Genomic DNA, 15292 nt, shown 5'->3' with positions numbered 1-15292 from the left:
GTAAATTGTTATGAAAGTGTAGCTAACCAGCCCGCCTGGGTCATCCACTCAGTCACCGGAACAAGCGTGAACTCGACGCAAAGCAGACCAACCAGCGTCAGGACGAGAGTATAAGGCAGAGCCATCCACACCATGCGGCCATAAGAGAGTCGAATCAATGGTGCCAGCGCGGAGGTCAGCAGGAACAGGAATGCCGCCTGGCCGTTTGGGGTAGCAACGGAAGGCAGGTTAGTCCCGGTATTGATCGCCACCGCTAACAGCTCAAATTGGTTAAGGCTGATGGTCCCATGTTCCAACGCGGCTTTGGCTTCGTTAATGTAAATAGTGCCGACAAACACGTTATCAGAGATAGAAGACAGCAGGCCGTTAAAGAGATAGAACAGCGTCAGTTGAGCATGTTCAGAGGACTGCAAAACAAACTGAATAATCGGTGAAAAGAGCTGTTGATCGATAATCACCGCAACGATAGAGAAGAACACGGTCAGCAGGGCGGTGAAAGGCAGCGACTCGGTAAACGCTTTACCAATCGCGTGTTCGTCAGTAACGCCGGTCAACGACGTGGCCAGGATAATGACGGACAGACCGATTAATCCGACTTCCGCCAGATGCAGGGCCAGGGCAACCACCAGCCAGATACCGATAATCGCCTGGACAATCAGTTTGATTTTTTCCTGACGAGTACGCTGCTGACGGCTTTGATCGTCAAACTGTTGCAGGACATCGCGGACGGTCTCCGGCAGCGTTTCGCCATAGCCAAACCAGCGCAATTTCTCAACCAGCATGCAGGTTAACAGGCCGCAAATCAGCACCGGGACGGTGACCGGCGACATGCGCAGGAAAAAGTCACCAAAATGCCAGCCAGCCGCTTTGGCGATAATCAGGTTTTGCGGTTCGCCGACCATAGTCATTACGCCGCCTAACGCCGTACCGACACCCGCATGCATCATCAGGCTGCGCAGAAAACCACGGAACTGCTCCAGTACGACCTTATTGTGCTGATCGATATGGCTATCATCGAGCATATTGTTGTCTTCCGTGCGGGAAGAGGCGAAGCGATGGTAAATACCATAAAAACCAACCGCTACGCTGATTACCACGGCAACGACGGTCAGCGCATCCAGGAATGCAGAAAGGAAGGCGGCGGCAACGCAAAATGCCAGCGACAGCAGCATCTTGGAGCGAATCGTAAGCAGTAGGCGGGTGAAAATAAACAGCAGCAACTGCTTCATAAAGTAGATGCCAGCCACCATAAACATCAGCAGCAACAGCACCTCAAGGTTAGCGGCAACCTCTTCACGCACATGTGTGGCGCTGGTCATGCCGATGATGACCGCCTCGATGGCTAGCAGCCCGCCTGGTAGCAGCGGGTAACATTTTAACGCCATCGCCAGCGTAAAAATGAACTCGGCTACCAACAGCCAGCCCGCAATAAAGGGATTGATGAAAAATATTACCGGGTTAACGACTAAGAATACGAGTAGTGCAAGTTTGTACCAGTCAGGTGATTGACCTAAAAAATTGCGCCACATAGCGCGGCCCCATGATAGCTCCATGGTGATTTCCCTACCTTTAAAAATGAAATCATGTTTTTATGTTTGACCGCAAAGCTTAGCGGGAGGAGGGAGTACAGGCAAGCTATTCACGCGACGGACAAGGCTGGCTGTGCTTCAGCGTAATCTGGAAAATGAAGCCTTGATCCACTTTTTCTTCATTGCGTCAGCTATCAGCCATGTAGCCCGTCTGGTATGATAACTGTAACTATGTTTTGCTGTGTAATGGAATTATCACTATGGTCATTAAGGCGCAAAGCCCGGCTGGGTTCGCGGAAGAGTACATCATTGAAAGTATCTGGAATAACCGCTTCCCACCTGGCACTATTTTGCCTGCTGAACGTGAACTCTCTGAACTGATTGGAGTGACACGTACCACGTTACGCGAGGTATTACAGCGTCTGGCGCGGGACGGTTGGTTGACCATTCAACACGGCAAGCCGACGAAGGTGAATAACTTCTGGGAAACCTCCGGGCTAAATATCCTTGAAACGCTGGCGCGTCTCGATCACGAGAGCGTGCCGCAGCTTATTGATAATCTGCTGTCCGTGCGTACCAACATCTCGACGATCTTTGTTCGTACCGCGTTTCGCCAGCATCCTGATAAAGCGCAGGAGGTTCTGGCAACGGCAAATCAGGTGGCCGACCATGCTGATGCGTTCGCCGATCTGGACTACAACATTTTCCGCGGTCTGGCATTTGCCTCTGGCAATCCGATTTACGGTTTGATCCTCAATGGAATGAAGGGATTATATACCCGCATTGGCCGCCATTATTTCGCCAATCCGGAAGCCCGCGCGCTGGCGCTGAGCTTTTACCGTAAGCTGTCAGAACTTTGTGATCAGGGTGCTCATGAGCAGGTATATGAAACGGTGCGTCGCTATGGTCACGACAGCGGCGAGATTTGGCATCGTATGCAGAAAAACCTGCCGGGCGATTTAGCTATTCAGGGGCGCTAATCGCACCTTATCCGGCCTACGAAATGCATTGTAGGCCGGATAAGACGTTTTCGCGTCGCCATCCGGCAATAAGATTTACAGACCGTTCATCCTCGGCGGACAACGCTCCAGCAGTTCCACACTGCCGTCTTCATTCTGCTGCTCCAGCATCACGTCAAAACCCCAGAGCCGGTGCACATGCTTGAGCACCTCTTTGCGTCCTTTATCCAGCGGAGCGCGGTTATGCGGAATATAGCGCAAGGTGAGCGAGCGGTCGCCGCGCAGATCGACATTCCAGATTTGAATATTCGGCTCAAGGTTGCTCAGGTTATATTGCGACGACAGCCTGTTGCGGATCTCACGATATCCTTCCTCGTTGTGAATCGCGGAAATCTCCAGATAATTATGACGATCGTCATCCAGCACGGTGAACAGGCGGAAATCACGCATAACCTTCGGTGACAGGAACTGGCTGATAAAGCTCTCATCTTTGAAATCGCGCATCGCGAAATGCAGGGTTTCCAGCCAGTCAGAACCCGCTATATCCGGGAACCAGTATTTGTCCTCTTCGGTAGGCGACTGACAAATTCGTTTAATATCCTGGAACATGGCAAAACCCAGAGCATAGGGGTTTATGCCGCTATACCACGGGCTGTTGTACGGCGGCTGGAATACCACGTTGGTATGGCTATGTAAAAACTCCAGCATAAACCGTTCGGTGACTTTACCTTCGTCATAAAGGTGATTAAGGATGGTGTAATGCCAGAAAGTGGCCCACCCTTCGTTCATCACCTGGGTCTGTTTCTGCGGATAAAAATACTGGCTGACCTTGCGCACAATGCGCAGCACTTCGCGTTGCCAGGATTCCAGCAGCGGGGCGTTCTTCTCCATGAAATACAGCAGATTCTCCTGCGGTTCAGAAGGATAACGTCGGGCTTCCGCAACGGTTTTCTCTTCCTCTTTCTTCGGCAGCGTACGCCACAACATATTTACCTGGCTTTGCAGATACTCTTCACGGCTTTTCTGTCGGGCTTTCTCTTCCTGTAGGGAGATTTTTTGCGGGCGTTTGTAACGATCCACGCCGTAGTTCATCAGCGCGTGACAGGAGTCGAGGAGCTTTTCGACTTCATCCACGCCGTAACGCTCTTCACACTGGGTAATATAGTTTCGCGCGAAGATCAGGTAATCAACGATGGAGCTGGCATCCGTCCAGCTACGGAACAAATAGTTGTTTTTAAAGAAGGAGTTATGTCCGTAGCAGGCATGCGCCATCACCAACGCCTGCATGGTGATGGTGTTCTCCTCCATCAGATACGCGATACACGGATTGGAGTTGATAACAATCTCATAGGCCAGCCCCTGCTGACCATGCTTATACAAACGCTCGGTTTCAATAAATTTTTTACCAAACGACCAGTGAGGATAGTTGATTGGCATCCCGACGCTGGAGTAAGCGTCCATCATTTGTTCGGAGGTGATCACCTCGATTTGGTGCGGGTAGGTATCCAGTCTGTAGAGTTTCGCCACGCGGTCTATTTCCGCCAGATAGACATCCAGCAGATCAAACGTCCAGTCGGGTCCATCGCTTAACCGTGTGCTGTCCTTGTTCATGGAATCAATCGTAGCCATTCGCGCACCCTCATTGTTGGCGGCACTCTCTGTCTGGAGTACCTCATTTCAAGCATAGATCATGGTGTTAAAAAACGTGCTGCGGCTGAATTTTTTTCTTTGCGATTTCTTGTTAGCGAGGCGTCGAAAAACGGTATGGCCGCAAAATTTTATGCTGGATAAAAATAACGCACAGCAGGAGATACCAAAGCAGGGAGTTCCCCGCCATCACCGCCATATGTGAGATAAGTCACCATAAAAAAGCCATATGTTGAATAATATTTTCAACTGAGTTATCAAGATGTAATTAGATGATTGTTCTTTTACTGTTAACGGAGTGGCTATGCGAGTTGTCATACTGGGAAGTGGTGTCGTTGGCGTGACCAGCGCCTGGTACTTAAGTCAGGCTGGACACGAAGTCACCGTCATTGATCGTGAGCCCGGTCCGGCACTGGAAACCAGTGCGGCGAACGCGGGGCAAATCTCTCCAGGTTATGCAGCACCCTGGGCGGCGCCAGGCGTCCCGCTTAAAGCAATTAAATGGATGTTTCAGCGCCATGCGCCGCTGGCCGTTCGCCTCGACGGGACGCAGTTCCAGTTGAAATGGATGTGGCAGATGCTACGCAACTGCGACACCAGCCATTACATGGAAAACAAGGGCCGGATGGTGCGACTGGCGGAATACAGCCGTGATTGCCTGAAAGCGCTACGCGCCTCTACCGGTATCGAGTACGAAGGACGCCAGGGCGGAACGTTGCAACTGTTCCGTACCGCTCAACAGTATGAGAACGCGACCCGCGACATCGCCGTCCTCGAAGACGCCGGCGTGCCTTATCAGCTCCTGGAAGCAAGCCGTCTGGCGGAAGTTGAACCGGCGCTGGCGGAAGTGGCACACAAGCTGACCGGCGGTCTGCGTTTACCGAATGACGAAACGGGTGACTGTCAGCTGTTTACCCAGCGTCTGGCGCTGATGGCGGAGCAGGCGGGTGTGAAATTTCGCTTTAATACTCCGGTCGATAAGCTGTTGAGCGATGGTGAGCAGATTTATGGCGTTCAGTGTGGCGAGGAGATAGTCAAAGCCGATGCCTATGTAATGGCGTTCGGCTCGTACTCTACGGCGATGCTGAAGGGGATCGTTGATATTCCGGTCTATCCGCTCAAAGGCTATTCATTGACCATTCCGGTGGCGCAAGATGACGGCGCGCCGGTTTCAACGATCCTTGATGAAACCTACAAAATCGCCATTACCCGCTTTGATAACCGTATTCGCGTTGGCGGCATGGCGGAGATTGTCGGCTTCAATACGGAATTGCTGCAACCCCGTCGTGAGACGCTGGAGATGGTCGTCCGCGATCTCTTCCCACGCGGTGGGCATGTGGAGCAGGCAACCTTCTGGACCGGGCTGCGTCCGATGACGCCGGACGGTACGCCAGTGATCGGGCGAACGCGCTTTAAGAATCTACTGCTTAATACCGGCCACGGCACGCTGGGCTGGACCATGGCCTGCGGTTCGGGTCAGTTGCTGAGCGACATTCTGTCTGGCCGCACACCAGCCATTCCTTACGACGATCTGAGCGTGGCGCGTTACAGCCCGGGGTTTACCCCATCTCGTCCACGGCATTTACATGGCGCACATAACTGATAAGGACGTGAGATGACTCGCCCGATACTGGCCAGCATTGACCTGCAGGCGTTGAAACAAAACCTGATCATTACCCGCCAGGCCGCGCCGGACGCCCGCGTCTGGTCGGTGGTGAAAGCCAATGCCTACGGACACGGCATTGAACGTGTCTGGAATGCGCTGGGCACAACCGACGGTTTTGCCATGCTCAATCTTGAAGAAGCGATAACCCTGCGTGAGCGCGGGTGGAAAGGCCCGATACTCATGCTGGAGGGATTTTTCCACGCCGAAGACCTGATGGTGTATGACAAATATCGTCTGACCACTTGTGTACACAGTAACTGGCAATTAAAAGCGCTGCAGAATGCGCGCCTCAACGCGCCGCTGGATGTTTACCTGAAGGTGAACAGCGGCATGAACCGACTGGGTTTTTTACCGGAAAGAGTATCAACGGTCTGGCAACAGCTGCGGGCAATGCCCAACGTCGGTGAAATGACGCTGATGTCCCACTTTGCAGATGCGGAGCACCCGGAAGGTATCCAGGAGGCCATGGCGCGTATTGCACAGGCGACAGAAGGGCTGGAGTGCAGACGGTCGCTGTCCAATTCGGCCGCCACGCTGTGGCACCCTGAAGCACATTATGATTGGGTGCGCCCGGGCATTATTTTGTATGGTGCATCACCTTCGGGACAGTGGCGGGACATCGCCAATACCGGCCTGAAACCGGTCATGACCCTGAGCAGCGAGATAATCGGCATACAGACGCTGAAAGCTGGAGACCGGGTGGGCTACGGGGGACGCTATACCGCCAGCGGCGAGCAGCGTATTGGCATTGTGGCGACCGGGTATGCAGACGGTTACCCGCGCCATGCGCCAAGCGGAACGCCGGTGCTGGTGGACGGCGTACGCACGACAACGGTAGGGACGGTCTCAATGGATATGCTGGCGGTAGATCTGACACCGTGTCCGCAGGCGGGGATCGGGACGCCGGTAGAGCTGTGGGGCAAAGAGATTAAAATTGACGATGTGGCCAGCGCAGCGGGTACGGTGGGCTACGAGTTGATGTGTTCTCTGGCGCTGCGCGTGCCGGTTGTGACGGTGTAACGTATCTGAAGCCGGATGTCGACGCTTATGTGTTTCATCCGGCTACACCGTTTATGCGACGCAGAGCGCAAACCGGGCAAAGCGCTGCCGCCGCCCGGCAAAAAGCATCAACGCGCCTCATCCTCATCTTCAGCAACGCGAACACCGACCTTCAGCACCGCATTATCTTCTTTCTCAGCAACCGTCCAGATCATGCCAGCAAATTCAACCTGGTCACCGACGACCGGCGCGGCACCAAGCAGATGCTGAACAATTTCACCCAGCGTTTGCTGTTTATCACGATACTCTGTGCCATCTTCCAGGCCATATATCAGTGCCACATCGGCATATTTTGCGCTGGCCTCGAGAATAAAATCACCGAAGAAGCGCTGGTCTAACGACACCGGCGGCGACTGGCTGAACAGTTTGCCGAGAGCAGGGAGATCGCGCTCACGACCAATGACGCACAAAACGTCGCCTTCGCGCAGCCGCGTACTGCCGGATGGGTGAAACAGCACGTTGTCACGAAACAGGGCGGCAATTCGCGTCTCTTCCGGCATATGCAGGTCGCGCAGTGCGGCTCCTACACACCACTTATCCGCGCTGAGCTGATAAACAAACTGCTCCCAGGGGTTTTCCGGATGAATATCCAGACCAATGCGCGAAACGGGCCAGCCGACGGGAGGAACCACCACTTTGGCTTTTTTGGCGGCCCAGGAAAGCGACGTTCCCTGAAACAGCAGCGAGATCAGAACCACGAAGAACGCGACGTTAAAGAACAGGCGCGCATTCTCCAGACCCGCCATCATTGGGAATACGGCGAGGATGATGGGGACTGCACCGCGCAGGCCCACCCAACTGATGAAAATGCGCTCGCGCAGATTGAAGCCACGAAACGGCAGCAGTCCGGCGAAGACCGACAGCGGACGGGCAATGAATATCATCCATGCAGACAAAATCAGCGCAGGGATCGCGATAGGCAGCAGGTCGGACGGCGTAACCAGCAGTCCCAGCACCAGGAACATGGCGATTTGCGCCAGCCAGGCCAGACCGTCGAAGTTTTGCAGAATGCCAAATCGGTTGCGGATGGGGCGATTACCCAGCAGGAAACCACACAGATAGACCGCCAGAATACCGCTGCCTTCCAGTGCAGTGGTCAGGGCAAAAATCAGGATCCCACCGCTTAAGGCCAGTAGCGGATAAAGCCCGGCAGGCAGTGAAATGCGGTTAATCATTTGCTGAAGCAGGTAGCCACCACCGAGACCCAGTATGATCCCTAAGCCGAACTGCTGGATAATATGCACTGCAAACATCCAGCTTAAACCGGTCTCGTGATTTTGAATCATGGCGATAAGCGTGATGGTTAAAAACACCGCCATCGGGTCATTACTCCCGGACTCAATTTCCAGCGTAGAGCCAACACGCTCGTTAAGCCCCTTGCCGCCAAGCAGGGAAAAAACCGCCGCGGCATCGGTTGAACCGACAATCGCGCCAATCAGGAGTCCTTCGATAAGATCCAGATGAAACAGCCACGCGGCCATCATGCCGGTGAGTCCGGAGGTAATCAGCACCCCGACGGTCGCCAGCGACAGCGCCGGGCCTAACGCGACACGAAATGAGCTGGCCTGGGTGCGCATCCCGCCGTCGAGCAGGATAACCGCCAGCGCCAGGTTACTCACCATATAGGCGAAAGGGTAGTTATCGAAAGGAATACCGCCCACGCCGTCGACTCCCGCTAACATACCGATAGCGAGAAATATCACCAGAATAGGGATACCAAGACGTGATGAGAATGAACTGAGTAAGATACTGCAGGTGACGAGTACGGAACCCAAAATAAAAAGGCTAATTATTGCTGCGGCATCCAACGTTCGGTTACTCCTGAATTACGCTGTTTCGTATATATAAACCCTAACATAATAACGACAGAAACAGCGTTTTACTTAGCCCTGTTAACCGCTTTTTTTACGATTTAAGTACCGGATGCCCACTTAAGGTGAGCTGAGCGCCGTTTTTATCATTTTTCAGTACCGCTCTTGCCCCTAACGGCAAGGTGACGGTGCGTTGTTCATGACCAAAATCGAGGCCGGCGATCACCGGAACCGATAACCTGGCGCGTAGAAAATCACAAACTGAGTCAAGACTGTAACCCGCGTCGTAATCATTAGGTGCGCTGCCGCTAAAACTGCCGAGGATAATGGCGTTTTGTCGGGCCAGTATTCCTGCGTGATACAGTTGCAGCAGCATGCGTTCAATGCGAAAAGGATGCTCGTTAATGTCTTCCAGCACCAAAATGCCGTTTTCGATAGCGGGCATCCACGGCGTGCCCATCAGAGAAATGAGCATCGCCAGATTTCCGCCCCATAGCGTACCTTCGGTCGCACATGCCGGACCGTTACCTTGCCACTCGAGGGTAAATTGGGCATTGCGAACAGCCTGCCAGAAATGGTGCTCGGTAAATGCGTTCATCTCCTCGGCACCAAAGTTAGCCGCCAGCATCGGGCCGCTGAAGCTAATCACATTCCCCTGCGCCAGCAGACCACACTGGATCGCGGTAAAATCGCTGTGTCCGCACAGCAGCAGTGGGTTGTGTTGCTGACGGTTCGCCAGCGCCTGCCAGTCAATATCTGCCAGTAAACGGCTCGCGCCATAGCCGCCGCGTACTGCCATCACAATGGTATCGGGCGTGTTCAGATTTACGAGCGCGTTCACATCAGCAAGCCGTTCTGCTTCTGTACCCGCAAAACGCTGGCAACGGCGCGTAATGACCGCTGAATTGTCGACCTGATGACCGGCCTCAGTAAGACGCGCCAGCCCGCGTAAGGCAGCCTGCTGGTTGATACAGTAGCCCGACGGGGCAATTAAGTGAAACCGGGACATGGCATTTCCTTGCTACAACTAAAACCAAATGTATATCATGCCGCGTAGGTATGTCGTTGTCACCTCAGCGACAGGTTCCGGCTATAAGGATAGATGACGTGAAATTGAGATGGTTTGCTTTTTTGGTTGTATTACTTGCGGGCTGTAGTTCAAAACAGGATTACAAAAATCCGCCGTGGAATGCTGAAGTTCCGGTTAAACGCGCAATGCAATGGATGCCGATCAGCGAAAAAGCCGGTGCGGCCTGGGGTGTCAGTCCACAATTGATTACCGCTATCATCGCCATTGAATCAGGTGGAAATCCGAATGCGGTCAGTAAGTCTAATGCGATTGGCCTGATGCAGTTAAAAGCCTCTACGTCAGGGCGTGATGTTTATCGTCGCATGGGGTGGAGTGGCGAGCCGTCAACCAGCGAGCTGAAAAATCCTGAGCGCAATATCTCGATGGGGGCCGCATACCTGAGCATTCTTGAGACCGGGCCGCTGGCCGGGATCGAAGATCCGCAGGTGATGCAATATGCGCTGGTGGTATCGTACGCCAACGGTGCGGGCGCGCTGCTGCGAACGTTCTCCTCCGACAGGAAAAAAGCCATTAATAAGATAAACGATCTCAGCCCGGATGAATTTATTGAACATGTTGCGGATAATCATCCGGCGCCGCAGGCTCCGCGCTATATCTGGAAGCTTCAACAAGCGCTGGATGTGATGTAATTCAGGTGATGCTAATCGCGCACCTTATTCGACTTTTCCCGGGCCTCGCGCTCGAGGGAAAAAATAATCCGCTGTAGGTTACGCTCCACCGCCGGGCCGACGTTGAGAAAACGAAAGCTCAGGCGGGGAGTGGTAATTGTTTCGTTTTTCCCGTCGATAACTTTGCGTTCGCTAATGGAAATTAGCTGGGCGTCCACCTGATACACTCCCCATTGCTCCATGTTCAGTTCAACCTGTGAAAAGCGCATGCCTTCTACCAGTCCCTCTGGTTTTGCCGTTTCTAACAGCCCGCCCATACCGCCAAGAGACAAATCGAATAAGCGAAAACACAGCGTGCTGTTATCCGGCATTTTTACCGTGCAGCGATAGGGGGGATGCAGTGGAGCACCGATACGGAAATATTCCCGACGCTGGACGAACCACAGAGATGGCGGCAATGATGAGATAAATGCGGGTAGCCGCTGGTATTCGCCTTTTTTCAGCTGTGGCAGGGTGAACTCCACTTTGGCTCCCTGCGTTTCGGCGATAATCGTAATTTGATTGGCTCGCTGCACGGCCTGGTTTTCATATTCCTGACTACCAAAATCCATGATCAGTTCATCCGGGCTGACCGCCAGTATTTTGCTGATGAACTGGCCACCTGACCAGGAGATACGCAGCGGAACCTGCTGCGAATTTAAGTCCCGGAGTATGCCTAACACCGCTAACGGATTTTGCTTCAGGAACTGCTCATTGTAGTTACTCACACCTAATGACTCCTGGATGCCTGGTTTATCGTTGGATTATCGGCATCAATCAACGGAACTTAATACAAATGGATGAAATTTTTTACCAAACCCAATGAATTAAGTCTGAGGGAAAAAGCACGTAGCGATGGCTTGCCTATACTTAACGTGCTGGCGCAAGAATGTCTTGCGCGTGCGTTCACTGGAAAGAGGGCCTGGAAATGGGAATTATTACCTGGATTATTTTTGGTCTGATTGCGGGGGTTATCGCCAAACTGATTATGCCGGGGCGCGATGGCGGTGGATTTATCCTGACCTGCATTCTCGGTATTATCGGTGCTGTGGTCGGTGGATGGCTGGCTACGATGTTCGGTATCGGCGGCGATATCAGCGGGTTTAATCTCCACAGCTTCCTGGTGGCCGTGGTCGGCGCGATTGTTGTGCTGGGTGTCTTTCGGCTTGTACGACGAGATTAATCGAACGGCCCCTGACGGGGCCGTTTTTCTGCATTGTTAAGTCAGAACTGATACTCAATACCCGCCCAGTAATTACGCCCCTCTTCAATAAATCCTTCACTGTAAACGTACTGCGTATCGAACAGGTTATTGACCGAAGCGTTAACGCTAAACCCGTGACCAATGGCGTAATCAGCGCGCAAATGGGTAATGGCGAAACCAGCGGCTTTCTGCGAGCCGTCGGTATTGCTATAGCTTGACGAACGGGCCTCTTCGGACAGCGTAATGCTGAGTGGCTCCCACGGTTTCAGCGTCATCCAGGCGGTCAGGGTTTGCGTCGGCAGATCGGTAATCTTACCGATATCGCTGCGTTTGGCGTCCGCATGAATAAGGCCGTAGCTCAGCCCGACGTCCAGCATATCAAAAACTTTACCTTTAACGCCTGCATCCAGGCCGGTGTAATCCACCCGACCACTGTTCTGATTCTGGATGGTATCGGCATCAATATTGTGCGAAAGAATCGCGTCGCTGATGCGGTTGTAATACACGCTGGCTTCGAATCCCCAGTTCTGGCTAAGTGAACCATTCCATGTCAGGTCCACGCTGCGGGCGCGCTCCGGTTTAAGCTGTGGATTGACCAGCGCCACCTGGTTATAGGCCGGTTTCGAGGTCGTGTAGCGTTCTTTTAACGTTGGGAAACGCGTTCTGTCAGAGTAAGACAGCGCTAATGTGTCTGAATTTTCAAAGTGGTATTTGGTCATCACCTGCCAGTTAAAGGCCGACTGATTGTTGTCATCGTAGTGCGTGACGCTGCCGTTTTTCTCGTGCTTCATACCTTCCAGACTGTCTCGCCAGTCATAGCTTATTCCCGCCACCACATCGACATTATCCGCCGCAGCCCACTGGTATTCACTGGCTACGGACCAGGTGCGGTCTTCGTAGCGGTCGTAAGCCGCATTCGGTGCGCCTTTCTCGCGGTGAACATCGTCCTTCCAGTTCACGGCGAAAGAGAGCAGATCGTTTTCTCGCATATCCGCAGCGAGCTGCAGGCCAGCCCCATCGCTATAGTCCGAATAATGGCTGTAGCTGCCTTTCTTATTTTTCAGGTCGGCCAGCGAGTTGTACATCATCAACGTATTTTCAAAGGTGTCGCGATACAGACGGCTTTTCAGGGTAAAAAGGTCGCCCAAATGCGTGGTTCCCTGATAGTAATAGCTCTCTTTATCGTATTGTGGCCATTGCCAATAGCGTGATTTCTGGCTGCTGGTTCCGGCGTACGGTGGATTATCTTTTTCACCGTCCTGATTTATATAGGTCAGCACATATTCATCATCTCCACGAGGGGTAAAGCCCAGCTTCACGATGCCACGCTTGTCATCAGCGGAAGAGTTGATCATCTTGCCGTGACTGCCTGCAACCGGGTTGTCCACGCCATGCGGTAACCCAAGAAAATCCTGCTTCAGCTGACTGCCGCTGAGCTGGATATAGCCGAGATCGTTACTGGCGCCAAATGAAGCGTGCATATCGTGGGCGTTGTCTTTGCTGCGACTCCAGCCCTGGCGATAGCCAATGCTGCCTTCAAGCGGTTTGGTCGGTTTTTTTGTAGTGATATTGATGGCACCGCCCATCTGGTTTGGCCCCTGCAACAGAGACGAGTAGCCTTTGGAGACTTCAACCGAAGCGATATCGGATGTCAGAAAACGGCCTAAATCGAGGTTGCCGTATAGGGGATGTACACCGGCACGCCGTCAAAAAAGACGGGAACCTGACGGCTGTCAAACCCGCGCACTTTTACCTGTTGCTCGTTGCGGTTGCCTGACTTTTGCAGCACGACGCCAGGGACGACGCTCAGCGCCTGCGCCACGTTCTGTTTATCCAGCTGTTGTATCGTTTCCTGGCCGAGAACCGTGGTGGTGGCCGCGGAGACTGGACTAGACCAGACGGTCATGGTTTCGCTTTCCTGCCCAGCAAAAGCACTGTGCGCGAAAGCAAACGGCAGGGCTGTGTAAAGACAACTTTTGTTGAAATTCATTATTTTTAGTCCATTTTTTGATGTTATAGGCCACGTGCGTCCGGGCTCAGGCTCACTTTGATATCCGCAGGTGGAGCGTAGTAAGGCGCGGAAGTGATAAAAAGTCTGATACCGCAGTCGAGATAACCCGCCAGCGAGGCGAGGGTAATGCCGCCGGTCAGTGCCAGCGTGCAATGGGGGGCCAGAGCAGGGGCCTGACGGGCAATTTCTGCCGCCTGCTCGGGGGTAAATTTGTCGAGTTGTAGGACATCTGGGGTGGCGCGTAGGGCGGCAAATGCCTCATCTGGCGTATCCGCTTCGACCACGATCTTTTTTTCTGGCGCATGGCTGCGTAAGCGCGCAATCGCGCCTGTCCAGTCGTTTGGGTTGGTAAGAAAACGGCGGTGATTAGCAAACAGCAGTACCGTTTCGGCGCATCCTCCCCGATGGATAATGCCCCCGGCGGCAAGTATTGCCTGAGTCGCCAGTAAACGCGTACCGGGAATGGCTTTGCGGGTGCAGGCAATCTGCCCATCGGGATAGCGTTGATGCAGCATGCTCAGCATCTCGACGAGATAGCCCGACACGCCGCAGCTCCACTCCAGTACATTTTGTACCGCTTTCCAGCCCTGGAGCAGCGCCGCCGCCGGTCCGTGTGCGCGAATCAGTCGCTGTCCGGCGTTCGCCCGTTCGCCATCAGACAAAATATCGGTGACGGTTAATCCCAATGACGTCAGCATTTGTCTGGCAACAGCGGTACCGCTAACGCATCCGCCCTGGCGATGGTTAAACTCGATGACGCCTGGTTGGGCGCCGATACCCAGCGCGCGGGTGGTCAGATCGCCGCCCTGAATATCTTCCAGCAGCAGCGCGTCAATTTGCGCCTGCGAAAAGTAGATCATCGCAGCGCCTCCCGCGGGATGCTATCCCACCAGATAAGCGCCCAGTCACGGCTTGCGGGGGCAATAGCGCGTGGATCCTGCTGTTGATACCAGTTTTCCAGACGTTCGACCTCGTCTGCGCTCAGTTCACCCATACTCCAGCGCACGTTTTCCAGAAAACGCGTCCAGGTGCTGTTGTCCTGCTGACAGTTGGGACCGCGGATAAAATCAACATGCGCGTGGATCCCCATCTGATACAGAACATTAAGCGCATAGATATAGTTGGGCAGTTCAATCACTTCGCGGCCCAGTGCGCGCTGAATGGTGGGAGAAACGAAAGATGAACTGACGAGGTGGGTGGTATAAACCCGCAGCCGGGCCTGATTATTCAGCTTGCTCATTGCCTGGCGCATATCGGCAACCAGCGTGGAGCGCGAGGCGACGGCGATATCGCACTGGGGTAAATCATCCCAGTGCTCTTCCCAGGCTCGTTGCACCCATTGTACGTGACGGGCGTTCATTTGTGCGGCGCGGCGGGCAGCTACGCTCAGCATTCCCTGGCTGTAATCTACGCCGTAAATTATTGGCATTTTTTTAGCCAGCGCCAGCGAGACTGTACCGGGGCCGCAACCCATATCAAACAGCGACTCTGCACCTTGCAGGTCGATTTTCCCCAGCAGTTGCAGCAGATAGCTGTCGGTTAATGAGGCGCAATTCTCCGCCATTTTTTCCGCACGTTTGTCCCAGTGCTCCGGCTTTTTCTCGGTTCTGTTCGCCAGCTGTAATTGCTTACGGTAAAGATCGGCAAAATCAATGTCGTCAATGAGCAT

Annotated in this window: 12 protein-coding genes and 1 pseudogene; 5 read left to right on the top strand and 8 right to left on the bottom strand. The window is 53.6% G+C overall.

Translation table 11 applies throughout. The annotated features are described in order from the left end of the window. Positions 1 to 8: 8 nt before the first annotated feature. The gene (nhaB, locus tag B9P82_RS14865; protein ID WP_029139569.1) at positions 9 to 1553 is read right to left on the bottom strand and encodes a Na(+)/H(+) antiporter NhaB; all 1545 of its coding nucleotides are present in this window, start codon (positions 1551 to 1553) and stop codon (positions 9 to 11) included. A gap of 236 nt (positions 1554 to 1789) precedes the next feature. Here nhaB and fadR point away from each other — a divergent pair, with 236 nt between their 5' ends. Then, a complete protein-coding gene (fadR, locus tag B9P82_RS14860) occupies positions 1790 to 2509 on the top strand; it encodes a fatty acid metabolism transcriptional regulator FadR (RefSeq protein ID WP_016153370.1) in 720 nt (239 codons plus the stop codon). Positions 2510 to 2584: 75 nt separating this feature from the next. Here the strand turns inward: fadR and B9P82_RS14855 are convergent, their stop codons facing one another. Continuing rightward, on the bottom strand, positions 2585 to 4117 hold the full coding sequence (locus B9P82_RS14855; RefSeq protein WP_003833557.1) for a SpoVR family protein: 1533 nt from the start codon (positions 4115 to 4117) through the stop codon (positions 2585 to 2587). A 322-nt stretch (positions 4118 to 4439) separates the two neighbouring features. Here B9P82_RS14855 and B9P82_RS14850 point away from each other — a divergent pair, with 322 nt between their 5' ends. Both B9P82_RS14850 and dadX read left to right on the top strand, forming a co-directional pair. Continuing rightward, positions 4440 to 5738, top strand: coding sequence for a D-amino acid dehydrogenase (locus B9P82_RS14850; protein ID WP_016156783.1), 1299 nt, complete (start codon positions 4440 to 4442; stop codon positions 5736 to 5738). Positions 5739 to 5750: 12 nt separating this feature from the next. Then, the gene (gene dadX, locus B9P82_RS14845) at positions 5751 to 6821 is read left to right on the top strand and encodes a catabolic alanine racemase DadX (RefSeq protein WP_101700545.1); all 1071 of its coding nucleotides are present in this window, start codon (positions 5751 to 5753) and stop codon (positions 6819 to 6821) included. 107 nt (positions 6822 to 6928) lie between these two features. On the opposite strand, the gene B9P82_RS14840 is transcribed toward dadX, so the two are convergent. Next, on the bottom strand, positions 6929 to 8668 hold the full coding sequence (locus B9P82_RS14840) for a potassium/proton antiporter (RefSeq protein WP_016153367.1): 1740 nt from the start codon (positions 8666 to 8668) through the stop codon (positions 6929 to 6931). Between the two features lie 97 nt (positions 8669 to 8765). Beyond that, the gene (gene ldcA, locus B9P82_RS14835) at positions 8766 to 9680 is read right to left on the bottom strand and encodes a muramoyltetrapeptide carboxypeptidase (RefSeq protein WP_101700544.1); all 915 of its coding nucleotides are present in this window, start codon (positions 9678 to 9680) and stop codon (positions 8766 to 8768) included. Between the two features lie 98 nt (positions 9681 to 9778). On the opposite strand from ldcA, the gene emtA reads away from it, so the two are divergent. Next, positions 9779 to 10390 carry a membrane-bound lytic murein transglycosylase EmtA gene (emtA, locus tag B9P82_RS14830; protein WP_016153365.1) on the top strand — a complete coding sequence of 204 codons (612 nt, stop codon included), beginning with the start codon at positions 9779 to 9781 and terminating at the stop codon, positions 10388 to 10390. A gap of 11 nt (positions 10391 to 10401) precedes the next feature. Here the strand turns inward: emtA and ycgR are convergent, their stop codons facing one another. Then, the gene (gene ycgR / locus B9P82_RS14825) at positions 10402 to 11136 is read right to left on the bottom strand and encodes a flagellar brake protein YcgR (RefSeq protein ID WP_101700543.1); all 735 of its coding nucleotides are present in this window, start codon (positions 11134 to 11136) and stop codon (positions 10402 to 10404) included. A 200-nt stretch (positions 11137 to 11336) separates the two neighbouring features. Here ycgR and B9P82_RS14820 point away from each other — a divergent pair, with 200 nt between their 5' ends. After that, positions 11337 to 11591, top strand: a complete 255-nt coding sequence (locus B9P82_RS14820; RefSeq protein ID WP_016153363.1) for a GlsB/YeaQ/YmgE family stress response membrane protein — start codon at positions 11337 to 11339, stop codon at positions 11589 to 11591. A 41-nt stretch (positions 11592 to 11632) separates the two neighbouring features. Here the strand turns inward: B9P82_RS14820 and B9P82_RS14815 are convergent. The 3 genes and pseudogenes from B9P82_RS14815 to B9P82_RS14805 all read right to left on the bottom strand — a co-directional run bounded on the left by B9P82_RS14815 (position 11633) and on the right by B9P82_RS14805 (position 15292). Further along, positions 11633 to 13602, bottom strand: a pseudogene (locus B9P82_RS14815) (TonB-dependent receptor plug domain-containing protein). A gap of 23 nt (positions 13603 to 13625) precedes the next feature. Then, a complete protein-coding gene (modD, locus tag B9P82_RS14810; protein WP_101700542.1) occupies positions 13626 to 14483 on the bottom strand; it encodes a ModD protein in 858 nt (285 codons plus the stop codon). Continuing rightward, positions 14480 to 15292, bottom strand: a complete 813-nt coding sequence (locus tag B9P82_RS14805) for a class I SAM-dependent methyltransferase (protein WP_016156776.1) — start codon at positions 15290 to 15292, stop codon at positions 14480 to 14482. The genes modD and B9P82_RS14805 overlap by 4 nt, the downstream gene beginning before the upstream one ends.

Source organism: Citrobacter sp. L55 (assembly GCF_002850715.1).
GTDB classification, from domain to species: Bacteria; Pseudomonadota; Gammaproteobacteria; order Enterobacterales; family Enterobacteriaceae; genus Citrobacter; species Citrobacter braakii.
This window is presented reverse-complemented; position numbering and strand designations above follow the sequence as displayed.